Below are 26198 nucleotides of genomic sequence, written 5' to 3'. Positions count from 1 at the left end.
GCCGCTCGATGGGACCGAGCAAAAACTGAGGGCAGCAGATTGCTGCAGGGTCGCGAATTCCTCATGAAACAAGGTTGTTTGAAAGGAAGGCGGGGTTGGCCCCGCCTTTTTATATGACGCGCAGATTAAGCCGATGGCTGCAACGCTCCAGAACGAATCTCGATTGCCGAAATCAAGCCGCGACCTTCTTGCGGGTTCGCTTCGTCGGCGCAGGCTCCGGCGCTTCCGGCGCCTTCGGTTTGCGGCCGAGCCCCATCGTCTTGGCCAATGTCGAGCGCGCCGCGGCGTAGTTCGGCGCGACCATGGGATAATCCGCCGGCAGGCCCCATTTGGCCCGATATCCATCCGGCGTCAGCCCATAGTGGGTCGACAGATGGCGCTTTAGCGATTTGAATTTCTTCCCGTCCTCAAGGGAGATGATGTAGTCCGGTGTCACCGATTTCCTGATCGGGACTGCAGGCGTAAGGGCAACCGGCTCTTGCGCAGAGACACCTCCGGCCGTCGCTGTCAGAGCCGCATGCACTTGGCCGATGAGGGCAGGGAGATCCCCCACCGGGATCGGATTGTTGGAGACATAGGCCGACACGACATCGGCGGCAAGCTCAATGAGGGTGTCGACGTTTTTTCCGGCTTCTTCTGTCATGAAACTCTCCAGGCGGTGAAACATAGTCAGCGAAGCGTCGCTTCATAGGGCCGGTTGCCGCTGAAAGCAACAATGTCTCGACAGCGTTATTGCCAATGCTCGTCCAGAAGCGACATCGATGCGCCATATTTCCCGTCGTGACCGCTGAGCCACTCGTTGTTGGCGACCCTGCCGTGGTGCGTGGCGCGTCCCGGCTGTAACTTTGCGCCGAAGTTGCTAGTAGTCGAGGCTAAGCGCGCTATTTGTGTCCCGCTTTACTTCTTTGCACTGTGAAATCGAGGGATCGTGATCGCTTGCTGGTGGGCGTCAGGACGATGGACGTTCATTGGCAATGGCCAAATGTAAGTTCATCGCCCGGTGAGCCGCTCTTCCAAGGGGCTGGGAACCGCCGCTGGTAACCAAGGACATCAATGTATTTCGAGGCGTTTCTTTGCCGGTCCTCGAGAGACGGCAATCGCTGCGGACGACACCTGTTCCACGATTAACAGCGCGGCGACACGGGCAGCTTCTCGAATCTGGAGCGGCTTCTCGCAAGCTGGCGCCGTGCCGAGAGGCCGGGCAAGGACAGTGCGTCGCCTGCTTCAATCATACGCGTCAACCTGCCAGACGACGCTGTCCCATACGGAATCCCGCGACCGGCCGTGTGATCTCGCCGGTAGTGGCCCCGGCCCTCTGCACGAAGCCTCGGGATGTGCTGACGATCAACCAGGCCACAAAGGTCGACGTCCTGAAGCAGGGGTCACATGAGTTTGCCACTATGCGCAGGCTTGCCATGCGCTTCCGCGGCATTTTGCGGGGCCTGTGAATTGGGCAAGCTCGACACTTCGATCGACGTGGCGTCAACTCCGGGTTCGTCGCCATCCCGCGTTTCGGTAGGGTCCTACGCCGTGACGTTGACGCCGTTCGCGATGCCATTGAACTATCACGGAGCAACGGCAGGCGAAAGGGCTGATCAACCGCCTGAAGACGATTAAACGTACGATGTAGGCAGAGCGGGCTGCGAACTCCTTTGGGCACGCATGCTGCCACTCAGCCGGCCCGATCACCGCACAAAGCGAGGAAGAACCTGGTCAAGTGCAAAGCGACAATTGCCTCGACAGCGGGTCCCGGAAGGTTTATGCTGCCCAATGTTACCGCAATCCTGAATGGCCATTGAGTACCTTCACGAGTGAGGGAGTGGAACTGCTTTGTCGGCCAAATTGTTGACGGAACGCCCGGCGCCCATTGTTGCTACATGTCTAGATTCTTGGGGCGTTTTGGATGATGCAATCCACCATCTCACTCCAAAGGGGAGTGGAATCTGGAACAATGTCGCTTTTGTTCGCACGACATCCTTCGTGCCCGATTGGCATATCGTCTTTAACTCTGCTTCTCTTTTTGGGCTCCCTGTTGATATCGAGGCGAGCCCAAACAGGACAATTTTTGCAATCGGCGAACCGCCGACGAAAGCTCATCGCGCGTTTCATGAAGGGCAGGGGAAAAATACTATCGTCCTGACGTGTGACGCAGAGCTGGCTGCTCGGCAGAATGCAGCGCGCCGATTCGTTTTGTCTCCACCTATCACTCGGTCTTGGTCTGTAAACAAGACATATGACCAACTTCTGGTCAGCGAAGTCGTGGATAAGCCGCTTCGGCTCTCATGGATTACCAGTGACATCGCCCTGCTTAAAGGACATCGATATCGGCTGGCGTTTCTGGAACGGCTGAGAAAGGAGCTCGATTTTGACCTGTTCGGCCGAGGTTTTCGGCTGATTGGAGATAAATGGAACGCACTCGCACCTTACCGTTACAGTATAGCGTTCGAGAATACTCGTGCTGATTACTATTTTACAGAGAAGCTTATGGACTGCTTCGTTGCTGAAACAATGCCGATCTATTACGGCAGCCCGGCAATCACGAGGTTCTTCCCTTCGGACTCTATGGTTCTGATTGACCCAGAGGACAAGAACGTAATCCCAAAAATTCAAGAAATCATCGACTCGGACCTCTGGAAGGAACGTCGCGGCGCAATAAGAGAGGCGAAGCGGTTGGTCCTCGAGAAATACAATACATTTGCTTATCTCGCGGGCTTCATCGAAAGCGTTCAGGATAAACCCTTACCGCCGGAAATTATACACATCGATTCGCCTGAAGTCGATTTTGCAATGGACGAATGAAGTACTCCAACGCTCGCTTCGCGTGCCCGGCGGTTGGTGGTCTGGCGAGATCGGTACGGAACGCTCGGCGGAGAATGCCTGCTGCGCAGACGGCCGGCACGGGCGCACGAGGTCATCCGCCCCCGGCTGCCGCTGATCAGACGAACTGGGGAAGGCCAGGAACGGAATTGAGGACCTCGTCCACGAGTTCGTCGCCGGCATGTTCCTTGGCGCAGGCGATCGTCTCGTTGGCGAGGCCGGCGATCTTTGCCATGCTGAGACCCTCACTCATCAATTGCTGGCCGAGCCCCATAAGGCCGCCACCCTCTGGGTCGTCGCCATGATACTTCGCGACTAATTCTGAAGCTCCCGGAATGGCCTCGATCATGCGCGCAACGGGACCGTCGGCCGCGTGGCTTTGCAGGAAACCCAGCATTAACCCAACGGCCTTCTCTGCGACAGCCGGGCCGATGCCCGCACCAGTGGCGATGCGCGGTAAGAATTCTTCCATGCAGGGTCTCTCTCTCTTTAATGAGGTTTACACGGGGCCCGTCCGGCGCCCAGCGCCCTTGGCCGAACCACAATTGAACTCCACAAAAATAGGCCGGCGGAAGTGCTATTGCGCGTAAAACCGCCTCTGTCAACGCAAGCTGCGTCGGACGTGCGTGTTTCGCAAACCGGAGATTCGTTCCAATTCACTTCATTACGTATTGGCAACCGCACGGATTGCGGTGGCTCGCTCTGGGCCAATGCCCCGCGCCCGTCAAATTATGACTACAACGTGGTCATCGCCTAGGATCTGTGGATCAAGGTGTGAGGCACTTACAGCCGGTGGACCTGCTCAAGCGCCGCGCCGACACAAGGGCTAGATTGGCGATACTGCGCGTGTTGGCCATGTCTTTCCTCGCGTGATGGGATGTTCGTAGAAGCGGAGCTATATGCCGGTGTGACGTCGATAAGGCGAACCGGCTATTCCGACAGGACATCCATACTGTCGCATAGACCGTTGCTGCTTAGGTATTGAGACCGCCATCGCTGGTGACACCACAATGTGCAGTCCGCGGGTGTCGATAAGGCCGATTCACGCAATCAGCAGACAGGAGGAACGAATGAACCCTGAGGTTTCAGAAGCTCACTTTTCGCAAGGCGTGCAGCGCACATGGTGCAAGAGATTGCCAAGTCTTGCAGATGCTATCGACTTTCTCAACGATGGCTGGAAGATCGCAGTGACCGAATCTACGAAGCGCACTCAGTGCGTGCTTTGCTACATCCAACCGGTTGCCGAGCAGGGATACTCCTCCTCCCTGAAGTCCAATCGACAACAGCGATCACTTCCAAGAGGGTCCCAGCTCCGCCGCGAAAACGGGTGCCAGACCCCGATCCTCTCCCTCAACTGATCTAGCTCAGGGCGTTCATGAGCCGCAGATCGCATAGTGGCTGCGTGCACGACGCAGGAAGACCATTTATGAAAATCCTATTCAGAACGATGGCTGTCACCTTGCTGGCACCCACCGCCTTTGCTGCGGATTCGATCCCCACCGACCTCAGAGATACGGCATTGGCCACCTTCAGGGCTTTGCCATCCACCACGCCGACAGTCGCCAACAACCCGATCACCCCGGAAAAGATCGCTCTCGGCAAGGCACTGTTCTTCGATCCACGCGTCTCGGCGTCAGGCGTCTTGTCGTGCAACTCGTGCCACAACCTGGCCACCGGCGGCGACGACAATCACGAAACCTCGATCGGCCATGGTTGGCAGAAGGGACAGCGCAACGCGCCGACTGTACTGAACGCTGTCTTCAACATCGCTCAGTTCTGGGATGGTCGTGCCGCAGACCTGAAGGCTCAGGCGAAGGGACCGGTCCAAGCCGGCATCGAAATGGCCAATACACCGGACCAAGTCATCGCCACGCTCAAGTCCATGCCGCAATATGTCGAGTGGTTCGATGCAGCTTTTCCGGCTGAAGCCGATCGGGTCACCTTCGACAACTTCGCCAAGGCGATCGAAGCCTTCGAGGCGACACTGGTCACACCGGCCCCGTTCGACAGCTTCCTGAATGGTGATGAGCTTGCCATGACTTCCGAACAGAAACAGGGCCTGGCGCTTTTTATGGACAAAGGCTGCTCGTCCTGCCATGCCGGCATCAACGTTGGTGGGCAAGCCTATTTCCCATTCGGCCTCGTGGAACAGCCCAGCGCCGAGGTCCTGCCGGACAAAGACAAGGGCCGATTTGCGGTCACCAATGCAGCCGATGACTACTATGTTTTCCGCGTGGCGCCGCTGCGCAACGTTGCACTCACCGCGCCATACTTTCATTCGGGCAAGGTTTGGGATCTGAAACAGGCCGTCGCCATCATGGGGACCACCCAGCTTGGCGTAGTACTGGCGGACGAAGAAGTTGACCTGCTTGTTGCCTTCCTCAACTCGCTGACCGGAGAGGCACCCGAGGTCGCCTATCCCATCTTACCCTCCGAAACGGCGACAACGCCCCGGCCTGTAACGCAGATCTCAGGAAAATAAAGGGCCAACTGGCTGCGGACGTCGCAATCGAAAATGATTGCGGCTTTTACTTGGGCCACACGAATTGCCACATCCATCTCCGAATTGGCGGGAGGCTAGCAATACCCGAAACCTGCCACCTCGCCCGTAGTCTGCGCGAATCAGCTGGGGAAGCGGACAGACGCGCAGCACCATATATTGTCGCCGCCTGAGCGAACATGCCAAGCAGTCTACTTTGAGAAACGACGTGTGTACGATTTGTTCGAGGCGCGGGGCCTGTATGTTCCCAAGGACCAATACTATAGCGTAGTGTCACATTCATATTTCTGCGGGATGAGGACACGTGCCGAAGGAAAATTGCACATTTTCGCCGAGTGGCTTATTTCCAAGAGTGTGATCGGTTTGGCATATTCCCGGCCGACATCCGCCAGTCGGCAACTCCCCACACGGTGAGGAAGAGAAGCCTCACGCCTGCACTTTCTGCCGGAGCGCGCGTGCTGCAGCGACCATGTTAATGAGGGCAGGGCGGACCTCCTCCCATTTGCGTGTTTTGAGGCCACAGTCGGGGTTTATCCACAGTTGGCCATCGGACAGTCGCTCGCGGGCAAGCATGACTAAGTCCGAAATCTCGCCGACTTCCGGGACGCGTGGTGAGTGAATATCATAGACGCCGGGACCGATTTCGTTCGGATATTTGGAGCTCGTGAAGGCGTCCAACAGTTCCATCTTCGAGCGCGACGTCTCAATCGAAATGACATCCGCATCCATTCCAGCGATCGCGTGAATGATCTCGTTGAACTCCGAATAGCACATGTGGGTATGAATTTGAGTCGCGTCCTTTACACCCGTTGAAGCGATCCGGAAACATTCGACAGCCCAGTCGAGATAGACTTTCCAGTCAGATTGGCGCAGTGGCAATCCTTCGCGAAAGGCGGCCTCATCGATCTGGACCATCCTTGCGCCGGACCTTTCGAGATCCGTCACTTCGTCGCGGATGGCGAGCGCGATCTGGCGGCAGGCTTCGGAGCGGGGTACGTCGTCGCGAACAAAAGACCAGTTGAGAATGGTGACTGGGCCTGTGAGCATTCCCTTCACGGGCTTTTCCGTAAGCGACTGGGCGAATTGCCACCAGCGCACTGTCATCGGATTGCGCCTCGATACGTCGCCGAAAATGATGGGGGGACGCACGTAGCGCGACCCATAGCTTTGTACCCAGGCATGCTGGGTGAACGCGAAGCCGGACAACTGCTCGCCGAAATGCTGTACCATGTCGTTTCGCTCGAACTCACCGTGCACCAGCACGTCCAGCCCGATCTCTTCCTGCCAGCGAATTGCAGCCTCGATCTCCTTCTTCAGGAACGTCTCATAGTCGACATAGCTCAGCTGGCCCTTCGCATGAGCGGCCCGCGCCTTGCGTACCTGCGGCGTCTGCGGGAAGGACCCGATGGTCGTCGTCGGGAACGGCGGCAGCCCGAGTGAGCCGGCTTGGACTCTGGAGCGCTCGCCAAAAGCGCTCTCTCGTCGCTTCGCGCTGTCCTCAATGCTAGCGATCCGCCCCTGAACAAGCGGGTCATGGATCCTCGTGGATGTCACGCGCGTGGCGGCAGCCTCGGCAGACGCTTTCAACGCGCCTGCCACCGCATCCCTGCCTTGGGACAGGGCCCGGGCCAGCAAGACCAGCTCGTCGGTCTTCTGGGCCGCGAAGGCGAGCCACGACCTGATGTCGGCGTCGAGTTCCGTCTCCATGCGCAGATCAATCGGCACATGCAGCATCGAGCAAGAAGGCGCGATCTCGACGCGGTCCAAGGGCCAGCCGGCGACGATCGGTTTGATGCGGTCGAGAATGGCGGGCAGGTTCGCACGCCAGACGTTGCGGCCATCGATCAAGCCAAGCGAGAGCACCAGATCCTTCGGAGCGAGCCGACCCACCGTTTCCAGCTGCTCGGGAGCGCGCACGAGATCAATATGCAGCCCGGCCAGGGGCAGAGAAACCGCGGTTTCGAGATTGTCTCCCAGCGACCCGAAATACGTAGCCAGCATGATCTTCAGCTCGGGCGCGGCTTTCGACAGCTGGCCATAGGCGAATTCGAACGCAGCTCGTTCGTTCGGGTTCAGATCGAGGACAAGCGCTGGCTCATCGATCTGCACCCAGTCGGCTCCCGACAGCTTCAGCTTCTGCAGGACTTGCTCGTAAACGGGCAGCAGCCGCGGTAGGAGCGCGATGGGACCGAACCCCTCGGCAGGCGATTTCGCCAGCTTGAGGAAGGTGATGGGTCCAAGGATGACTGGGCGTGTGTGAATGCCGAGAGCTTTAGCCTCGAGGAAATAATCGACCGGCTTCGATGACGAGAGGGCGAACGTCTGATCATCATCGAGTTCCGGCACAATGTAGTGGTAGTTGGTGTCAAACCACTTGGTCATTTCCATCGCGGTTACACCAGGTCCATGAGCCTCCTCCTGGTGACCAGCGTGTCCACAATCCTCCGTCTGACCCTGGTTGCCGCGCGCCATTGCGAAGTAGATGTCAAGTGGGACCTCGCCGCTATTCCAGCCGTAACGGGATGGAACGGCCCCGACCATGGCTGCGGTGTCGAGCACATGGTCGTAAAGCGAGAAGTCGTTCGACGGGATTTTCGACACGCCGCGATCGCGCTGCTCTTCCCAGCTAGCGGCACGGAGCGCCTTCGACGTCGTGAGAAGGTCGCCAGCGGACGATGTTCCGGACCAGTAGCTTTCAAGCGCGAATTTCAGTTCTCGCCGACGACCGAAGCGCGGCACGCCGAGCGTTGCTACAGGAATTTCCTGAGAGTCAGTCATGTCATACCCCGATGGTTGGGGCGCCGATGACAAGGAAGGCGCTAGCAGGCCGGCACGAACGCCGGCTTGCAGCGGCCACCGAGACACCCCGCCCGTGGACGTAATTCGCCGTGGCAGGTCTCCTGGCTCGCGGGGTCATAGCCTCTACCCGTCTTCCTGAGGGTATTCGCCTCAGTGACATGAGTGGGGTTGGCTCGCCGCTAACAGTTGCGGGGGCAGCGCCGGCATTGCACCGGCTTCCCTCTTAGCTCCGCTGCGGCAGCACCGCACGCGAGAACCACGACACGCAGACAATCACAGCAGTCCGCTCTTTTGTCAATGACGCATAACGAAATGTTTATGTCGTTATGTGATTTCGCTTTTACGCTTGTCTAACATTGTGAAATATTCAGTCGCCCATTGGCGGCGCTGCTCCGCTGCCACCATAGTCCAACTAATGGATCCCTGTCGGGCTGCGACATCCCTCGCAGGTCGCCGATGAAGGATTTCGGACAAGACTTCAAGCGCGTGACAACGTCATTAGAATGCAGAAGATCGCATTGGTGGCGATGTTTAACGATGCGGCCGCAAGCCGTGCGTGCGTGGTAGAAGCGGTTTTCTCGGAGTGAGCGCCAAACCGTGGTCCGAGGGGAATTGGCACGCCAGTCGTCATCACGGGTGACTAGGCAATCGTGATGACTCCGCTCGGCGGCAAGAGACCACACTGACGGAGCCTGGCTCAAGGGTCTGATGCAAAGCCCGACTGTGGTCCCGATAAGCCGCTTAAGCCGCATTCAGGCGGTCAGGATAAGTATCTCTCTCTCCAAGCGCTCGGCATTGAGGGATGCGCAAATGCAGGCAAAGCTCGCGTGCTTCATATTCTGCATCATACGATCGGCAGGACCCAGTTTTTATCCAGTGCACGCGTCAGCGCGGTGTGCAATTCTGGCTCGGTCCGATACGAAGGCATTTGGGCCTCGCTGATCCAGCCCAAGCCAACATAGTGGAAGTGATCCGCAGGGACCGTAACCCGGCTGCTGTCCAGTTGCCGAACGAAGTCCGCTGACCAATGGTGGATCGTATACGCTTCAAGTTTGTCCATCATCCTCCGCCAGCGTTGGATGCGTTCTTCGCGCGGCATGCTGGCCGCTCTTGAGATCGCGGTAGCTATCTCGTCGGAGAGCCTCGGATTTACCAGCAGGGCGTCCTCGCCGAAGTCTTCGGCCGCGCCGGCAAACTTCGATAACACCAGAACGCCAGGGTCGCTCGGATCTTGTGCAGCAATGTATTCTTTCGCCACAAGATTCATGCCATCGCGCAACGGCGTCACAACGCAAACACGCGCGGCTCTGTAAAGACCCGCTATCTCAGCTTGGGTGAACGACCTGTTCTCATAGATAATCGGCATCCACTCGTCCGTGCCATGCCGGTTGTTGACTTGATTGACGAGTCTTTCGACGTCGCGCCGATATTCGCTGTACGCTTGGATGTCGCCACGTGAGGGAGTTGCGATTTGCAAGAGCGAGACACGTTGCGGCTCGACTGCCAGCAGATCGAAAGCTTTAATCCGATTGTCGATGCCCTTGGTGTAGTCGAGCCGATCGACGCCGATAACTAGCTTTGCTCCGCCAAGTTTCAACTGCGAAATGTAGGCTTTCTGCGCCTCAAGCGAATCTGCGGCACACTGTTCGAATTGCTTCGGATCGATACCTATAGGAAAATTTTGGCATTGCGTCTGGCCATGGTCCGAGAAAACGACCCCGTTCTTGCTCTCCAGCCCCAAATGAGATTGGACACAGGCGAGGAAATTGCTCACATCACGGTCGGTCTGGAAACCGAGCAGATCATACTCGAGCATACATTTCATTAGCTCGCCAGAATTGGGCACGCGCTCCATCATGTCAGACTCGGGCCATGGCGTATGCAGGAAATGGCCGATCGGCCGGTCAATGCCGAGTCTGTGCAAATCAGCGCCGAGCGGCAGGAAATGGTAGTCATGAACCCAGTAGACTGCGTTATCTCCCAATTCGGACACCGCGCGCGCCATGAAGGCATTGACGTCGCGATAACTTTTATAATCCTCTTCCGAGCCTGAGATCCGGTCCGGCAGCGAGTGGAGCGCCGGCCACAATATTGAATTTGCAAAACCTTGATAGTACCGAGAATAGTCCGCTGCCGGCCCATCGAGCCACCCGATTTGACCTTTGCCACGCTGCACGAGGGGCACCTGTTGCTTATCCCCGTCGCCCAGATGCTCGGAAAAACCTACCCAGACCGCGCCGGAACGCTCCACGACGCACTCCAGGGCCGCCGAAAGCCCGCCTGTCTTGGGCTGATCAGAATTGACAGTCGCACCGCGGTTGGAAATTGCGATAAGACTCCTATGTGGCTGCTGGGCCGCCGTGTTGAAGCGCTGGTCTGCGGCTGAGACAACAGGACGGGACGGGCCAACTTCGGCTTGTTGTTCTCGCTCCTGTGGCAAGTCTCTCAGGGGTTGTTCAAAAGCGATTAGTTCGTGAACAGCCCCAGTTTGCCATGTGAGGTTCCGGCGCGGCGAGTTGGCGTTGTTCAATGCGTCCATTTCATGCCTCCGTTGAATATTTCCCCCAGATGGAGCAACTGGAATTCCAAATTGGCCCTGCTGACGAGAATCTGACGAGCGTCAGAGCAAATGGCGACCGATTGCCGCGTTTCGGCTTCGGCGCCCTCAAGAACCGGCTTATCGCGAAAATAGCTGGCGACCCGATCGAGCGGACCGTGCTTGCGGTAATTGTTGGATTGTTCGGATAAGAGATACACCCATGCCAGCACCTGTTGAAATGAACTGAAACTATGTCGCTGCAGCCAAGGCTGCCGGGCCCCGTGATGCGATCCTGCGTCTGCCGAAGAGTTTTGACACGGAGATCGGAGAGGGCGGGATAGTCCCTTTCCGCCCGTCAGGGCCGGTTTTTGAATCCCTTCCTCGTTGCCCTCGACGATCCCAAAATCGTGGAAGCCAGACCGCGATGTGAATACCAGCCAGGCGAGCACTTCCTGACATCCGCGAATGCCGGGCTCCACATCCGGCGCCTCGTCGAGATTGACGAAGATGAAGCCCTGCTGCCAATTCCGCTGGTCCCATACCAATGGCGAACCAGTCTGCCCGCATTCGGCATCGTGGGACGTGATCGCAAGTCAAGTGCTCCGACGGACGCCGCGAGTTCTCCGTTACCTCAGGAACCTTACTGGCCTTCCCCAAGCTGAGCTTCTGGAAAATGCCGGTGGCGATCTCGATGACGGTGAATGCCGTCAAGGCATGCCCGCCTTGCACCCCCTTCCAGCGAGCTTCACGGCAGCAGCATCGGTCAGTTCTCCGAAGCGAATGGCTGTCGTTATCAGCGAGCTTTGACACAGTTCCGCCACTGCGATGATCGCGTCGGTTGGGCAGCTGGTTAGTTGCCCGCGCATCTACAGCAACCCAGCCCGTTCCGCCTCGCGGCGCAAATTCTGCCTTGGCCTTGGGCCGATCTGCTGGATCACCAGGCCGGCCGCCAGCGAGCCAAGATCGCCGCAAGTCTGCAGGTCGCGGCCTTGCGTGTAACCATGCAGGAAGCCGGCGGCATAGAGATCGCCGGCGCCCGTCGTGTCGACCAGTTCCTTGATGGCGGTCGCCTTGATGACCACGGTCTCGTCGCCGCGCACGATCACCGAGCCTTTTTCCGAGCGGGTGACGGCGGCGATCCGGCAATCCTTGCGGATCTGCGCCAGCGCCTCGTCGAACGACGATGTCTGGTAGAGCGACTTGATCTCGTGGCTGTTGGCAAAGACGATATCGACCGTGCCCGAACGCATCAGGTCGAGGAATTCGTCTCGGTAGCGGTCGACGCAGAACGAATCCGACAGTGTCATGGAGACTTCGCGGCCTGCCGCGTGCGCCAGCTTGGCCGTCTGCCGGATCGCTTCCTTGGCGCGCGGCGGATCCCACAGATAGCCTTCGAAATAGGTGACCTTGGCACCGGACGCCTTGTCGGCCTCGACATCCTCAGGGCCAAGCTCGACGCAGGCGCCGAGATAGGTGTTCATCGAGCGCTCGCCGTCGGGGGTGACGAAGATCATCGAGCGCGCCGTCGGCGGCTCGCCCTTGAGCGGCCTGGTGTCGAAGGCGACACCCTGCGCATGGATGTCGTGCGCATAGATTTCGCCCAGCGCATCGTTGGACACCTTGCCGGAGAAGGCGGCGCGGCCGCCGAAGCTGGCGACGCCGGCCGCCGTGTTGCCGGCGCTGCCACCGGAGGCCTCGATCGCCGGCCCCATGTGGCTGTAGAGCAGCTCGGCGCGCTTGGTATCGATGAGGTTCATGGCACCCTTGATGATGCCGTTGGTCACCAGAAAAGCGTCGTCGCACTGGGCGATGATGTCGACAATGGCATTGCCGATGCAAAGCACGTCATAATCCGGCATCAATGTCTCCGCTTGGGCTTTCCGCTTGCCAATTCGCTCGCCGGCGGCTTCACGGGGCGGCTAGTCCTGCCTCGCGACGCAATTCGTCCGCCCTGTCTGTCTTCTCCCAGGTGAAATCAGGCTCTTCACGGCCGAAATGGCCATAGGTGGCTGTATTGCGGTATATAGGGCGCAAGAGATCAAGCATCTTGATAATGCCTTTCGGTCTGAGATCGAACAACTCAAGAATGAGGCGCTCGATCCTGCTTTCCTCAACCCTGGCTGTCCCGAACGTGTTGACCATGACGGAAACCGGACTGGCCACGCCGATTGCGTAAGCAAGCTGCACCTCGCACACGTCCGCAAGTCCGCTGGCGACGATGTTCTTTGCGACATAGCGGGCCGCATAGGCAGCTGAGCGGTCAACCTTGGACGGGTCCTTGCCCGAGAAGGCGCCGCCGCCATGACGACCCATCCCGCCATAGGAATCGACGATGATCTTGCGTCCCGTGAGACCGCAGTCGCCGCGCGGCCCGCCGACTACGAACCGCCCCGTCGGGTTGACCAGAATTCTGATGCCTTCCGTCTCCAGGTGGGTCGGCAGGACAGGCTTTATGATTTCCTCAATGACGCCCTCGCGGACAGTCTCTTGCGAGACCTGCTCGTCATGTTGCGTCGACACGACGATGGTATCCAGGGCGACCGGGCGCAACCCCTCATAGCGCACTGAGACTTGGGATTTCATGTCAGGACGCAACCAGCCAAGCTGTGCCTTCCGGACATACGCCTGCCGTTTCGTCAAGCGATGAGCGAGCTGGATCGGCAAAGGCATCAGGGTATCGGTTTCGCGGCATGCGTAGCCGAACATGAGGCCCTGATCTCCCGCTCCCTGCTGGAGGTCTTGCCCTCTTCCCTCGTCAACGCCTTGGCTGATGTCGGGCGACTGCTCGGTGAGGGCATGGACGACGGAGCAACGCCGGCCGTCGAAGCCGACGGCCTCGTCGTCGTACCCAATGTCGAGAATCGTATCGCGCGCAACTTGGCTGTAATCCACCTGGGCATCGCTGGTAATCTCGCCAGCCAGAACGACTATCCCTGATTTTACCAACGCTTCACAGGCGACGCGCGCCTTGGGATCTGTGCGGAGGATGGCGTCGAGGATGGCATCCGAGATGTTGTCGGCCAACTTATCCGGGTGCCCCGCGCCAACCGATTCGGAAGAGAACACGAACTGCCTAGCCATGAATACCTCGCTTCGGGTGTTGGATGTGGTATGGGCATTTTGCTTGGCCCACCTTACTTGTCGGAGATGCCCGGGACCTCGAACGCAGCGCACAAGTCGGCAACGTCTCTTCGCACGCAGGCATGGAGATCTTCGTCGTCTGGCCGCTGGAGGACGGAGTCAATGAAGCCAGCAATTTGCTGCATTTCCACATCGCGCATGCCCATTGACGTCACTGCTGGTGCCCCCAGGCGAATTCCGCTTGTGACCGCCGGATCCCGCGGGTCGCCAGGCACCATATTAAAGTTTGTGATGATTCCTGCCTTTGCTAGTCGCTCGGCATAGGCCTTGCCCGATAGTGGCCGATTGCGAAGATCAAGGATCAGCATGTGATTGTCCGTCCCCCCGGTCACCAGGTCATGACCTCGCTCAAGCAGTGCATGTGCCAGAGCCTTGGCGTTCTTGACCGTCTGTTGGCCGTAGCTTCGGAAGGACGGGTTCGCGGCTTCGTGCAAGGCAACCGCTAGCGCAGCGATGGCATTCATGTGAGGCCCGCCTTGCAGGTGAGGGAAGACCGCCCGGTCTATTCGTCTGGCGAGATTGTATTTGCTCTTTGTATGATACAGGGCCTGATAGCGATCTTCGTTCCTTGACAAAATGAAGCCACCGCGGGGACCGCGGATCGACTTGTGGGACGTGCTGCTGACCACGTCGCAATGGCCCACGGGATTCGGGTGCGCTCCCGCGGCAATCAGGCCGCTGATGTGCGCAATGTCGGCTACGAGATAGGAGTTCGCTTCCAGGGCAATTTCTGCCATTGCCGCGTAGTCAAAGACACGCGGGTAAGCAGTTCCGCCGACCCAAATGAGCCGCGGCCGTTCCCGCTTGGCTGTCTCGCGCAAGCGGTCATAGTCAATCTGCTGTGTCGTTTCATCCAACCCATAGGGCACGCGTTGATAGTCAGTACCGGAAAAGTTGATGGCCCAACCATGAGTCAGATGGCCCCCTTCCGGAAGGGGCAAGCCCATGACTTTGTCACCGGGACTCAAAAGCGCACGATAGACAGCCTGGTTGGCCGGCGAGCCGGAATAAGGCTGGACGTTGGCATGCTCGCTGCCAAATAGTGATTTCAGGCGCTCAATGGCTAGATTCTCAAGCTCATCAACGATCTCGTTTCCAGCGTAGTAGCGCGCACCGGGGTACCCCTCGGCGTACTTGTTCGTGAAAATCGAGCCGTTCGCTTCCAGCACGGCCGAGGACGCAAAGTTCTCTGAGGCGATGAGCTTGAGGGTCGTCCGCTCCTGCCGCTCCTGTCTCAGAAGCAGCTCGTGAACGCGGCAATCAACCGCGGCCAAGGAAGACCGCCCGTGGGTGTCGGGCTGTGCGATCGCACCGTCTGCGGAGTTGTCCATGGTAGCTTCGCGCTCCAATTGGATTGACCTATTTCACGATCAAGCACGCGGTCCCCTTCGGCCGCGTGTCTCGTACCGCTTCGAGCCGTTGCAGGTCCTGTTTATGATAGCCGTCGCGATGGGGCAGGAGATCGACCAATAATTGAACCAGCCCGCCGTCGTTGGATCCTGCGTTGAGATGGTACGAGCGCCACGGAGGCTGTTCGTTGCAGCAGAGAAAGTCGGCTCTGGCGAGCAGCCGGACGTGTCGCGCAACCCGCTCTCGACACACGCCCAGAATCTCCGCTAGCTCGCAGACAGTTAGGTCCGCATGCGCACAAAGGCCCAGGATTCGAAGGCGGTCAGGATGCGCTGCCATGCGTAGGCGACTAACCAGTGTCATCATGGCTCAGGACCAAGTCCTGCCGAATTTCTCATTTCGCGTTCTCCACAGAAGTTGCAGATTTCGAAGGATGTCCAACGAGCGGGCAAATCTCGGTGGCCGTGACGACCGTCGATATCCTGTGTCGAACAAACAAATGTGCGCTCTTCTTGCCTTTAGCCGAAATTGCAGGCAGGTCGGCGAGTCGAAGACAAGCGGGGCCACGGTTTGGAACCACTGACCTCAGACGTTGCAATAAGCCTACCATTCACAGCGAGCCGGAGTTGCTAAGAGTCTATGAATTTCCTTGAAGGATCTGTTGCAACGTTTGCCCAGCCGGGCCTGCTCCCGGTTTGCAGCGGTCATGGTCAGGCGATCCATCGCCTCTGCGAGCACGATCAGGAATTTGCCCTGCATCGCATCGCTGATCAGCTCCTGAAGGCCGGGACGCAACAGCGACGCGCCGCAGATCGCGCGGTGGGTATTGCTGTGGACGACTGTCCAGCCTTGCTTTTTCAGCACGCAAGCAGCAGAGCCGCAACTGATCCTCGATCGAGGCGTCTCGGTGATTGTCAGTTGAGTAGCGAGCGCCAAGCGCGACCTTCATGAGGCGGCCCCTTACTCCGGACGCGGTCTCGCGTTTGGCTATCCGTTTCGGCTTGAACGAAATCCCGTGCGGCCTGTGGCGCCAGCAGCCGGACCAGATTGACGAAGCGTCGATCGGGCTTCGGCGACGCAGGCACAGCCCTTCGCGGCCGCGCCTGCGACCACACGAAGCTATTCGGCTGTTGCACGTTTCGGTCGCGCTATGATCGCGTTCCTGTCCTGACGCGAAATACTCCGTTTCGCGACAATGATGCCAATCACAGTGCTTCGACAAGATGGAAATTGTTTTTGATCAATAACGCGCCTCGCGCAGGAGCCAGTGCTGGCCGATGACGGGGCACCTTGTGCTCCGAAGAAGCCAAGGCTATATATCCGGATAGAGAACCGGAGGCACGCGATGGGCAACACTGCACAGAAGAGAGCCATCGAGAATTATCGCTCTCGCCTGGCTGAGCGCGGCATCGCGCGGTTCGAGATCCAGGCGTTCGACGCAGACCGCGATCTACTGCGAACTCTTGCCCGAAAATTAACGGAGAGCGGGCCGGATGCCCGACAGCTTCGTCGGACCATACAGCAAGCCGTGGCGGGTGAGCCACCGAAAGCGGGCAGCATTCTCGCCTCGTTGCGTCGCTCGCCTCTGGTTGGCTCCAATCTCGACCTCAGCCGGCCGCGCGAAGAGGGGCGCAAGATCGACCTGTGACGCGCTACCTTCTTGATACCAATATCATCAGCAACGTCATAAAGCCGGAGCCTTCGGGCTCGTTGCTGGCCTGGATGGGCGCGCAGAAGGACGAAGACCTCTTCATTGCTTCGCTTACTGTCGCCGAAATTCGCAGAGGCATCCTAGAGAAGCCGAAGGGGAAAAAGCGCAGCAGCCTCGAAACTTGGTTCGAGGGCTCCGAAGGCCCGCAAGCGCTGTTCGCTGGCCGCGTGCTATCGTTCGACGAGAAAGCTGGCCTCGTGTGGGCGCGGCTGATGGCCAACGGCAAAGCCAGAGGCCGTTCGCGGAGCGCCCTAGACACAATCATTGCCGCTGTAGCCGAAGCCAACGAGTGTGTCGTAGTGACCGACAATGAAAAGGACTTCGAGGACGTTCAGATCATCAACCCGCTCCGTAGCTCTGGAAGCCAAGCGGGTGATGATAGCTCCAACAGTCCGGCCGATTCAATTTGAGGATTTCAACGGCACAAAGTCCGAACGTCTCGAGTTCCGCTTTAATGCCATCCCGGTTCATCTAGTCAGCTCGATCTACCAACAGCTCGCACGCACGAGCGGCGCGGACAAGGCGCGATCGCAGGGACTGCGCGATACGCGCGTCGAGCTCGTCCATCTTACACTCGCTCTCGTCTTCGAACGCCTCTCGCCAAACGCCACTGTAGTCGATCCCGCGTGCGGCTCGGGGGCCTTCTCATCGAGGCTTTCTCGGGACTGGTCTGGCGCGTTACCAATGGCAAGTTCGCCCGCCGGGAACTCGTCGGTCTGTACTCCCAGCTCTGGGCGTCCACATCAACTGCGGAGCTCTTGGCATCGCCGTGTTCTGCCTTTAGCTGGCAGCTCTCGAGCTCGACGAGCAGCCGATCAGCGACATCCGCGACCTCAAGTTCGACCCGGTTGACTCGATAACACCCTATTGGCAGATTCAGTCGGGGAGGATCTGCCCACTCCGATCACAAGCCGATCTTTCGACGCCGTGGTCGGGAATTCTCCATGGACCTTCATGAAGAAGGAATGCAGCGCCGAAAGCCGAAGCGCTTCCGATACATCGACGCCCCTTCCGAGACGGAGCCCCGATTAGGCATTCCTGCCACTCTATCTAGCCGACCCCCGTGGCCGCGTTGCCGATCGGTGCGCACTGGTCGCCTACATCGCCCCGGCACGTGAAGATCGTCTCCGCTGACGCTCGTTGAGCAATTCAGGCCGCCTCCGGCTGGGGTTTTATCAGCGTCAGCGTCAACCAGCGCGCGGTCAGCGCCGGCTTTTTCGAGCCCTCGATCTCAATCGTCACGCCCAGCGCCGTCTGCACCCAGCCCGACGGCCTGACCTTGACGTCGGCCAGTACGAAACGGGTGCGGATGCGCGATCCGGTTTTCACCGGCGCCAGGAAGCGCAGCGATTCGAAGCCATAGTTGACACCCATCTTGCAGTTTTCGAGCGGCCGCATGGTCTCGAAAGTCATCGCCGACAAAAGCGAAAGCGACAGGAAGCCATGTGCGATGGTGCCGCCGAACGGCGTCTCGCGCTTGGCGCGCTCCGGATCGCAGTGGATGAACTGGTGGTCATCGGTGGACTCGGCGAACTGGTCGATCATCCGCTGCGAGACCACCCGCCACGGCGACACGCCGACTTCCTTGCCGACGCTGGCCAGAAGTTCGTCGAGACTGATCGGTTCCACGCTAATGTCCTCCATTTCAACCGTCCGAAGCGCGAGCGGCTTCATTCCGTGAACAGTGTCACCCCATGCTGCACCGACTGCCGGCCATCCATCGGCAGGATGGCTTCGGTGAGATGACTGCCGTCACGGCTGCACGAATAGAACGTTCCGCCGGCAATCTCATTCGGCGCACCGATGCGGCCGATCCGAACATGGCCGCAGACGGGCTGGCTTCTACCTCGGTCACGGTGCGCGTCCTGCAGGCCACTGAAAACAGCTCGTCTTGCTACCGGTGATCATTCCGCCGGCGCCGCTATGCGGTATTGTCGCAGATTGATAAAATCAATTGTCTGGATAGGAACCATCCGTGTCTCGAATTTGGAGGAGTCCAGCAGACGGCGTGGCTTGTGGTCCTTGTTGAAGCGCGCCGACCTCATTGGCCGCTAGCTCTGAGCCGGCAAGAAGCGCCAGTTCAATGACATTGGGTGTCGACACGGCAAAGCGGCATCAGATGCTAATTTATTATGCGGAATAGCGCTTGCTTCAAGAAGCGCTCGGCCTGACGTGGAAGCAGCACTGGATCTGGATTGTCGGTATGCGCGGATATTCGCGCAGCACAGCGGCAACCGCAGCGACGATCGATCTCAGCCGTTGCGAGCATGCCGATGTTGGTGGCGGCCACTCTGTTAGGCTGAAGCGTAGCGCGCATCTGATCCGCCACCAGACCGGGTTGCGTAACTTGGATTTCCAAGGCGTCTTCATGGGTTTGCACCGTCAGCGCGCTGACAGCAAGGCAGGTGCGCACGCCAAGGCAGCGATCGTCTCGATCTCGCGGGCAATTCCAGCCCCACCGCGGGAATCTGACCCGGCAACGACGAGCAGATGCGGTTCTCGCCCCAGCGCCATTGCTCTGTCTTTCGATCCATTCTCGCGTGCGCGCTTCTGGGGCGTCGTTCAGCGCAAAGTCGGTGACCACGGCTGCGCTTTCCGCGCCAGCCTCGAAAAACGCCTTCGAGCCGGTCAGGTTGAGGCCGCCGATGGAGACCAATGGGATCGGCGCGACCTGGTGCTTCCACTCGCTGATCCGCTCGAGCCCTTGCGACGCCCATTCATCTTCTTGAGGCTAGTTGGATAGACTGGGCCGAGCGCCACATACTCCGGCTCGGCCACTGGCGCAGTTCGGTGTGATCGTGGATCGAAAGGCCGAGCTTCAATCCGGCGTATTTCATCGTCAGCATCGGCGGCAGCCAAATCCTTTTGACCAAGATGGACGAGTCGCAGCCTTCCTCGATTGCCGTGCGCCAATAGTCGTTGACGCTCACTTGGCAACCATGGACCGCGCAGGCGTCGTTCGCGCAGCGGATTTCCGTCAGTCCTTTCTCGTCCATATCCTTTATCCGGAGCTGCACCAGACTCACGCCGAGCGGCACCAGCCGGTCAATCCCGCCGGCACGTCCACGACTTCATGAGAAGACGGCCCTGCCGATCGTCGGTGGGTAGCGCGGTTCGAGCATTCCCGAGCTGAAAGCTTCACGACCGGCATCGACCGCTTTGCCGAACGCACGCGCCATGCCGACCGGATCGGCCGCCCTCGGGACCGCCGTGTTCAGGAGCACGGCGTCAAACCTGAGCTCCATGACGGTCGCCGCGTACGACGGCCGTCCGAGCCGTGGATCCACAATCAACGGAATGTAGGGGAAATGTCCGCGCATCAACTGGACCTCGGAGCTCAACGCTTCATCGCATTAGAATGAGCGTTCGAAACGCAGGATACCGCCGACACTGCTCTTCTTGTTGGCATTGGTCCAGTTCACTTCGGAAGCTTTCACCTTTCCGACGGCGGAGCCTCCGTAGCGGTCATAGTCGAGTTCAGCCGTAACTGTGAAATCTGGAAGAAGCGCGTAGGCGACGTTCCCAGCGACACCATAGTTCTTGAGCTGATCACCCGAGAGCTGAAGGTTCAACGAAGTTGTCTCGTTGAGCTCGTAAGCGGCGCCAGCCCAGAAAGCCCAGTTCCCGCCCCAAATCTTATAGAAGCCGCGACCATGAGCGTCGATCGCGTTCATGGGGTCGTCGTTGAGCTTGCCATTGGAACCGTAGCCGAACATTCCGAACAGCAACAGTTCGTTGGTGACATTGATGTCGACACGGACCTTGGCGGCCACCGATTCGTAGTTGCTATCATAACCAGCAACGCCGGTGATCGCTCCCCAGCCATGTGTGTATTTCAAGCCGCCGACTATGTGCGGAGCGTAGTTGTCGATTGTGCCGACCACGCCTGAGCCTTCTTCGAGCGAAACCACGGCCGAAAAGCCGTTCCCGGCGTCGAAGTAGTACTGGACCACATTGGTATCCAAAGCGCCGTACGGAACCGGCGTCTGGTTGAGTACGTCACCCGCGCCGCCAATAAACATGTCGAAGGCCGACCAGTCCTTACCAACTCGGAGGCCACCAAGCTGAATCCAGGCGAAAGTCAAGATGCTGTCTCCGTTGAAGGCATAGGACCGAGAACTGTCCGAAACCGAAGTGTGGCGGTTACCGAAATTCACGCGGGTTTCGGTGTAGGTCTTCAACGTGCCGAGTTCGGTCTCCTGGCCGGTCCAAGCTTTCAGTGTGAAGCGCGTGTTGTTTTGCCATGTACCCTGATCCTCACCAGTCCTCACATCTGAGGTTCTTGCGTGGTAAAACAATCCGACATCGCCCAAGCCCACGTAGTAGCTAAGATAGCCGCCGATGCGCAGGCAGGTCTCGGTGCCTGAAATATAGACGTAGCTGGAGCCGTAGACGTCGCAGATCTTGAGGTACTCAGTGGGATCAGGCTCGGGGACGATGATCACGGCGCGAGCGTCGGAAGCGGCGATCAGTGCCGCAGTTGAGCCGAGGAGGAGGCTCCCAATGGTCATTGTTGATCTCCGTCTAAACAGTAAAAGGAATCGAGACCGATAAATGATTTTTGCTAAGCAAACGATTGATAGCGCATCAAGCTGAATTCTAGGAGTGTTGCTGCACCTGTCGTGCTAATACTCAGGAGAATTTAGAATGTGACTGAGACTTGTTGTCACATATATTAAGCAGTTATCACTCCCGGACGGTCATACAACATTTTTATACAATCACCCCTTTTCACCTCCGCGGTGGGCCTTACAAAGGGTACTACTGCAAATAACGTACCATCCTGACGACCCAGCTGCGGCTTGAAGCTCAAATGTGCGGGCGGACCTTGGTTCCCGCTTCCGTTCTTTTTGCCTTGCGGATCCACCCAAGCAGGAACGGCAAATCTTTCGGCTACGGCTCGTCTGTTCGCTTCGCGACAGTTTGGCTTAATGGCGACGGCATTGTTTGCTGTGAGCCCCGCCGTTGAGGCATCATGCGGCGGCCACCGCCCGGTACGACGCCGTCACTTTGGCGAGCTGATGGTCGATAACCACGCGCCGCAGCCTTGCACCACTGAATCAGTAGGCGCTAGCCTTGGCAGTGCGGCGGACCTGACGGTCGCGTCGAGCAGGTTCTCGTCCTGAAAGCGGCGCGCCACAGCTAATGCTTCTTGCCAGCAATTCACACAACGAGCTCATCGAGATGGCAGAGATCACTATGGGGCGGCGCTAGCTGGCGAGCAAAGTCTGGTCCCAACACCGTATTGTCTCGTCGGATGCGGCATCTGCGCTCAGAAGAATCTCCCACGCGCAGATGAAGGGAAGGTACGGTGGAACAAAACGGTGCGCGTGAGGGTTGCGGCGGGAACACCACGCTGACCGAGTGCGCTCAGACCATCGCTGTCCAGCCAAGACTGAACGGCGCCCATTGCTAAAAAATTTCGAGCCCAAAGCGGAACGGACTGACATAGCGCAAAGACGCAGGCGAGCGCAGCGGTAAGGTTGGATGTTATCAGCATGGGACGGTGACCGTTGCAGACCACGAAATTTCGAGAGGCCCGGCTGCCTTGGTACACTATCTATCCGGCTGTGTCGGAGTTCTCTGGGGCGGTCGGCGCCGAGGCTTATGAGGAATGGCTCAGGAACCTGCCGGCTGATGATCCGGTGTCACTCTATCTGCACGTTCCGTTCTGCCGATCAGCCTGCTGGTATTGCGGCTTCCCAACCACCATCACCCGCCGTGATGCGCCCATCCTCAACTATCTGGCGGCGCTGCGTGACGAGATCCGTCTGGTTTCGGTGCGAGTGCCGAAGACGTTGCCCGTGAGCGACATACATTTCGGCGGCGGAACGCCGTCTCTCATCGGACCAGCCGAGTTCCTCGCTCTGATGGAGTTCCTGCGATGCCGCTTCGCCATCTCGAAAACAGCTACGGTCGCCATCGAGATCGATCCACGCACGCTCACGCCCGAGATGGCGGAAGGCTTGGGAGCGGCCGGCGTGAACCGCGCGAGCCTGGGCGTACAGAGCTTCGATCCCATTGTTCAAAAAGCGATCAACCGGATCCAGAGCGAGGCCCAGACGTCGGCTGCCGTGGAAATGCTGCGCCGGCATGGAGTAAGCCGCATCAACTTCGACCTCATCTACGGCCTGCCGCGTCAAACGGTGGAGTCGTGCGTCGAAACAGTGAGGGCGGCGGTCGCCATGCGCCCCGACCGGCTTGCCTTGTTCGGCTACTCGCACATCCCATCCCAAATAAAGAATCAGCGCCTCATCGAGGCGGAATTTCTTCCCGACAGCGCTGCCCGCGCTGAACAGTATGCGGCTGTCACCGTGACGCTGATTGCCGCCGGCTACCGACAGATCGGGCTCGACCATTTCGCCTTGCCGGACGACGAGCTCGCGCTGGCACAGGAAACAGGTCGCCTGCGACGTAACTCGTTGGGCTACTCGGCCGATACCTGCAGAACCCTGATCGGTTTCGGCGCGTCGGCTATCGGCCGCATCGGCCAAGGATACGTTCAAAACGAAGTTACACGGGATTCCTACATCCGGCACATCGCAGCTGGCCGACTGGCGACATCGAAGGGCCATCGCCTCACAGACGACGACCGCGTGCGAGCCGCAATTATCGAGCGATTAATGTGCGATTTCGAGGCTGACGTGCCGGCAATCTGTGTCGCCCACGGATCTGATCCGATCCATCTTCGCGATTCGGCTGAGCGCTTGGCCATGCTGGCCAAGGACGGGATAGTGGACTTCGAAAACGGCTTTGTCCGCGTACGGCGGGAGCATCGCTTTGGGATTCGCGCTGTCGCTGCCGCATTCGATGTGTTTAGGGATGGCGTTACGTATATCCCGCAGCAGCTTAATGCGATGCAAAGCACAACATAGTCCGGCATCAATGTCTCCGCTTGGAACCGCCGGCCTACTTGCCACGCCGGCCGGGCGCTGGTCTGGCAAGTGGGCTTTCCGTTTGCCAATGCGTTCGTTCCCGGCCCTCACGGGGCGGCGAGTCCCTGCCGTGAGCGCCTCACCCGCGAGGCTACATGGCGGCCGTGGAGACTACCTCAGCAGCGGCGCCCGATCGGAAACCTTAGCACCTCAGCGCTTTGGCGTGGCTGCTTGAACTCTTCGACGGCAACCGCCTCAATTAGCAGGTCCAAGGCTTCGCGGCCCCTTTGACTCATCGGGTCATCCCCACAAAGGTAGTCATACGCTCGATCTAAATGCACTCGGGCGGCGGAAAAATCGCTTGTCATATCATAGAACCCTCTCTACCCGCCCGCATTGCCGTCTACGAGGTGAAGGTAGTGCAATCGTCAATATATACAGATAAATTTGAATTAAATCGGAGATGATCATGGAGGCCGAGTTCCCTGACCTGATGCCGCCATCGAGCCCGCCGACGACCACTCGCTGGCGCTCGGTCGCTTCATAAATGCCGAGCACCCCGTCCCGCGACCACCTCTGACCTCCCTCCTTCGATGCTAGACGCGTGGAAGACATGGCTGCGCCGCCGCTGCGAGAAAGGCGTGTCCCGTTGCGCGGCGGCTGCATAGTGGGCAGCCAGCGCCGGGAGCTAATCGGCAAAGCCGCGTGTGGCGATTTTGCATAGCGGGCGCAGGCGAATCGCCACGCCCGTCCAGCATGTCCGATGCCGCGTAGGCCGCCAGGATCCCTGAGCGGAGTGCATGCACGATCCCGCGTGATGACAGTGGATCGGCACAGAACAGGCAGTCGCCCGCCGCGACCCAGCGGTCACCGGCGGCGGGATCGATCGTTGCGGTTCCCGCCGCCTTGATCATGCTGGCGGTCTCGATTGCGTTGGGCGGCACGAGCGGCGCGACGGACTGCGTTGCGGCTAAAGCGCGGTACCAATGTCCGGCTTTGCGCAGTTCGCTGCCCAGATCCGGATCGGTGAGGCACGCGCAAGTCGGCGCTGTACCACCAGCCTTCGGGACGCGCCTCGACGACCATGCTGCAATCGCCCGGTGCGCGGTCGAAAAAGCGTGTGTAGGCGGCAAGATGTCCGTGCATGGTGAGCTTGGCGCCGAAACATCGGGCCAGCCTCCAACTGGACCGGTCGCCCAAACCACGGCGCGGGCAACGATAGCTTCATCGGCCAGCTTGAGCAGCCAGCCTTGATCGTCGCGCACTGCCGAACCCACGGCCGAGCCAAACCGCGTGTCCACACCTGCCGCCTTGGCCGCCTGCACCATCAGCCGGTCGAATCGCGTCCGGTCGAGCTGCCAGCCGGCACCTTGAGCGGAAAACATGCCGTGCCGCTCGCTGGGAACTTCATTGGCCCACACCGAAACAAGCGCACGATTTTCAACGAAGCCGGCCTCGGCGAACGGCGTCCAGACACCAAGCTGACGCAGCAGCCCATTCGCTACTGCCGGCAGCACCTCTCCCGGCTTTGGCCGATCATGCCTTCCTGCTTCCAGCAACAGCACGCTCCGCGCGGGTGCATCGTTGCCAACGCCAGTCCGGATGTGGTCGCCGCCGAACGTGATCGTCTCAGCGAGCTGGCGGGACAAAATGCCAACCTCAAGATAGCGTTGGCCCGGATCAGCGAGGCGGACTGAGGAAGACTTTAAATTCAAAAGGTGACACGCGGCAATAGTCGCGTGCCGCTGTAGCCCCAGGCTCCGCTTCACCGTCGGGACCGATCGGTCGCACTCTCAGCCTGGGGTTCTTCTCTGCCACCCATCATCGAATTTTGGTGGATTGTCCGTCTCCCGCACCGGTTTGAGCGCGATAGACAAGAATCGCGTTTTCTGTGCCGGCCGGGCTTCAATGACGGGGATGGCGAAAAGCTGAGTGCTCGGGCTTGCGGGCCGAGCTTGTCGGCCGCTCGATGGAAAGGGTCATTTGAGGTGGGGTCTCGGCCGCGTGCAGCTGAAAGACACGCTCGTCCAGTTCCTTGTCCACTTCCGTCAGACGATGATTGAGGCGAAGGTAGTCCGTCCAGGTCGGCGTGCGGAACGTTTCTGTCCAATGCATAGGCTTCTGCAGGTTCCGCTGGAGCGTCCAGTTCCGAGCACCGACGCGGCTGTGTACATGGCGCCGCTGCCGCATGAGGTCGAGGAAGGCCTCGAGATTTCTCTCGGCTATCAGATATTCGATCTTGACCACGATCGGGCCGCTCCTCGGCTTCAAGTTGAGAGAGACAGCTGGGGCATCGAATTCCTCCAAGGGATCGGGCTCGGAGTCGCGGTGCTCTCGAAGAGGAAAGAGAACGCCGGCTGCAGCGACGATCAACAGGGCTCCAGCGGAACCCTCCAGCGCCAGGGCCAGCGAATGGTTTTCGGCCACCGTGCCCCACACCCAGCTGCCGAGCGCGATGCCACCATC

The 26198-nt window shown here is 59.2% G+C and carries 23 protein-coding genes, 2 pseudogenes and 1 riboswitch; of the genes and pseudogenes, 7 read left to right on the top strand and 18 right to left on the bottom strand.

Translation table 11 applies throughout. The features are described from left to right. Nucleotides 1-172 precede the first annotated feature (172 nt). On the bottom strand, nt 173-643 hold the full coding sequence (locus NKH06_RS28665; RefSeq protein ID WP_023737111.1) for a Ros/MucR family transcriptional regulator: 471 nt from the start codon (nt 641-643) through the stop codon (nt 173-175). Between the two features lie 398 nt (nt 644-1041). Here NKH06_RS28665 and NKH06_RS28660 point away from each other — a divergent pair. Then, nucleotides 1042-1671: pseudogene (locus NKH06_RS28660) on the top strand (transposase); the annotation flags it as partial. A gap of 174 nt (nt 1672-1845) precedes the next feature. Next, nucleotides 1846-2799 (top strand): glycosyltransferase family 10 domain-containing protein, encoded by a 954-nt coding sequence (locus NKH06_RS28655; protein ID WP_352894788.1) that lies wholly within the window; start codon nt 1846-1848, stop codon nt 2797-2799. A 136-nt stretch (nt 2800-2935) separates the two neighbouring features. Here NKH06_RS28655 and NKH06_RS28650 read toward each other — a convergent pair whose 3' ends face one another. Then, a complete protein-coding gene (locus NKH06_RS28650) occupies nt 2936-3289 on the bottom strand; it encodes a hypothetical protein (protein WP_023783327.1) in 354 nt (117 codons plus the stop codon). Between the two features lie 954 nt (nt 3290-4243). Between NKH06_RS28650 and NKH06_RS28645 the strand changes: the two genes are divergently transcribed. Next, nucleotides 4244-5299, top strand: coding sequence for a cytochrome-c peroxidase (locus tag NKH06_RS28645; RefSeq protein WP_023737107.1), 1056 nt, complete (start codon nt 4244-4246; stop codon nt 5297-5299). 444 nt (nt 5300-5743) lie between these two features. Here NKH06_RS28645 and metE read toward each other — a convergent pair whose 3' ends face one another. The 8 genes from metE to NKH06_RS28605 form a co-directional block, all read right to left on the bottom strand. After that, a complete protein-coding gene (gene metE / locus NKH06_RS28640; protein ID WP_352538837.1) occupies nt 5744-8095 on the bottom strand; it encodes a 5-methyltetrahydropteroyltriglutamate--homocysteine S-methyltransferase in 2352 nt (783 codons plus the stop codon). Between the two features lie 95 nt (nt 8096-8190). After that, nucleotides 8191-8392, bottom strand: a riboswitch (cobalamin riboswitch). Between the two features lie 568 nt (nt 8393-8960). Then, nucleotides 8961-10655, bottom strand: coding sequence for an alpha,alpha-trehalose-phosphate synthase (UDP-forming) (locus tag NKH06_RS28635; protein ID WP_352538836.1), 1695 nt, complete (start codon nt 10653-10655; stop codon nt 8961-8963). Continuing rightward, the gene (locus NKH06_RS28630) at nt 10643-11200 is read right to left on the bottom strand and encodes a hypothetical protein (protein WP_352538835.1); all 558 of its coding nucleotides are present in this window, start codon (nt 11198-11200) and stop codon (nt 10643-10645) included. Before NKH06_RS28630 ends, NKH06_RS28635 begins: the two co-directional genes overlap by 13 nt. Before the next feature lie 321 nt (nt 11201-11521). Further along, a complete protein-coding gene (locus tag NKH06_RS28625) occupies nt 11522-12514 on the bottom strand; it encodes an adenosine kinase (protein ID WP_352894787.1) in 993 nt (330 codons plus the stop codon). A gap of 49 nt (nt 12515-12563) precedes the next feature. Then, nucleotides 12564-13736, bottom strand: a complete 1173-nt coding sequence (metK, locus tag NKH06_RS28620) for a methionine adenosyltransferase (protein ID WP_023812683.1) — start codon at nt 13734-13736, stop codon at nt 12564-12566. A 53-nt stretch (nt 13737-13789) separates the two neighbouring features. Then, nucleotides 13790-15127 carry a serine hydroxymethyltransferase gene (glyA, locus tag NKH06_RS28615; RefSeq protein WP_352538833.1) on the bottom strand — a complete coding sequence of 446 codons (1338 nt, stop codon included), beginning with the start codon at nt 15125-15127 and terminating at the stop codon, nt 13790-13792. 28 nt (nt 15128-15155) lie between these two features. Next, complete coding sequence (locus NKH06_RS28610; RefSeq protein ID WP_245260337.1) at nt 15156-15485, bottom strand: ArsR/SmtB family transcription factor; 330 nt, start codon at nt 15483-15485, stop codon at nt 15156-15158. A gap of 264 nt (nt 15486-15749) precedes the next feature. Continuing rightward, entirely contained in the window at nt 15750-16082 is a 333-nt protein-coding gene (locus tag NKH06_RS28605; RefSeq protein ID WP_352538832.1) for a recombinase family protein, read from the bottom strand. A gap of 409 nt (nt 16083-16491) precedes the next feature. Here NKH06_RS28605 and NKH06_RS28600 point away from each other — a divergent pair, with 409 nt between their 5' ends. Together NKH06_RS28600 and NKH06_RS28595 are read left to right on the top strand one after the other, a co-directional pair. Further along, complete coding sequence (locus tag NKH06_RS28600; RefSeq protein ID WP_352538831.1) at nt 16492-16794, top strand: hypothetical protein; 303 nt, start codon at nt 16492-16494, stop codon at nt 16792-16794. Then, nucleotides 16791-17267, top strand: coding sequence for a type II toxin-antitoxin system VapC family toxin (locus tag NKH06_RS28595; RefSeq protein WP_352538830.1), 477 nt, complete (start codon nt 16791-16793; stop codon nt 17265-17267). Before NKH06_RS28600 ends, NKH06_RS28595 begins: the two co-directional genes overlap by 4 nt. Nucleotides 17268-18006: 739 nt before the next feature. Here NKH06_RS28595 and NKH06_RS28590 read toward each other — a convergent pair. After that, the gene (locus tag NKH06_RS28590; protein ID WP_352558848.1) at nt 18007-18501 is read right to left on the bottom strand and encodes a MaoC family dehydratase; all 495 of its coding nucleotides are present in this window, start codon (nt 18499-18501) and stop codon (nt 18007-18009) included. Between the two features lie 50 nt (nt 18502-18551). Here NKH06_RS28590 and NKH06_RS28585 point away from each other — a divergent pair, with 50 nt between their 5' ends. Continuing rightward, nucleotides 18552-18761 carry a hypothetical protein gene (locus NKH06_RS28585; protein ID WP_352538827.1) on the top strand — a complete coding sequence of 70 codons (210 nt, stop codon included), beginning with the start codon at nt 18552-18554 and terminating at the stop codon, nt 18759-18761. A gap of 218 nt (nt 18762-18979) precedes the next feature. On the opposite strand, the gene NKH06_RS28580 is transcribed toward NKH06_RS28585, so the two are convergent. The 4 genes and pseudogenes from NKH06_RS28580 to NKH06_RS28565 all read right to left on the bottom strand — a co-directional run bounded on the left by NKH06_RS28580 (nt 18980) and on the right by NKH06_RS28565 (nt 21368). Then, on the bottom strand, nt 18980-19237 hold the full coding sequence (locus NKH06_RS28580) for a carbohydrate kinase family protein (protein ID WP_352538850.1): 258 nt from the start codon (nt 19235-19237) through the stop codon (nt 18980-18982). 337 nt (nt 19238-19574) lie between these two features. Next, nucleotides 19575-19853 carry a beta/alpha barrel domain-containing protein gene (locus tag NKH06_RS28575; RefSeq protein WP_352607525.1) on the bottom strand — a complete coding sequence of 93 codons (279 nt, stop codon included), beginning with the start codon at nt 19851-19853 and terminating at the stop codon, nt 19575-19577. 75 nt (nt 19854-19928) lie between these two features. Beyond that, nucleotides 19929-20192: pseudogene (locus NKH06_RS28570) on the bottom strand (thiazole synthase); the annotation flags it as partial. Between the two features lie 18 nt (nt 20193-20210). Beyond that, on the bottom strand, nt 20211-21368 hold the full coding sequence (locus NKH06_RS28565; RefSeq protein ID WP_352538825.1) for a porin: 1158 nt from the start codon (nt 21366-21368) through the stop codon (nt 20211-20213). Nucleotides 21369-22370: 1002 nt separating this feature from the next. Here NKH06_RS28565 and hemN point away from each other — a divergent pair. Further along, nucleotides 22371-23732: an oxygen-independent coproporphyrinogen III oxidase gene (gene hemN / locus NKH06_RS28560; protein ID WP_352538824.1), complete on the top strand. Its 1362-nt coding sequence runs from the start codon at nt 22371-22373 to the stop codon at nt 23730-23732. A gap of 176 nt (nt 23733-23908) precedes the next feature. Here the strand turns inward: hemN and NKH06_RS28555 are convergent, their stop codons facing one another. The 3 genes from NKH06_RS28555 to NKH06_RS28545 all read right to left on the bottom strand — a co-directional run. Next, entirely contained in the window at nt 23909-24100 is a 192-nt protein-coding gene (locus NKH06_RS28555) for a hypothetical protein (RefSeq protein ID WP_023727257.1), read from the bottom strand. A 228-nt stretch (nt 24101-24328) separates the two neighbouring features. After that, entirely contained in the window at nt 24329-25381 is a 1053-nt protein-coding gene (locus NKH06_RS28550) for an NAD(P)/FAD-dependent oxidoreductase (protein ID WP_352538823.1), read from the bottom strand. Nucleotides 25382-25637: 256 nt separating this feature from the next. After that, nucleotides 25638-26198, bottom strand: a 561-nt coding sequence (locus NKH06_RS28545) for an MFS transporter (RefSeq protein WP_352894786.1), incomplete at its 5' end; no start/stop codon positions are given.

The organism is Mesorhizobium sp. M1342 (assembly GCF_040317955.1).
Taxonomy (GTDB): domain Bacteria; phylum Pseudomonadota; class Alphaproteobacteria; order Rhizobiales; family Rhizobiaceae; genus Mesorhizobium.
Note: the sequence above shows the minus strand (reverse complement) of the source record. Positions and strands in the feature narration are given on the sequence as shown.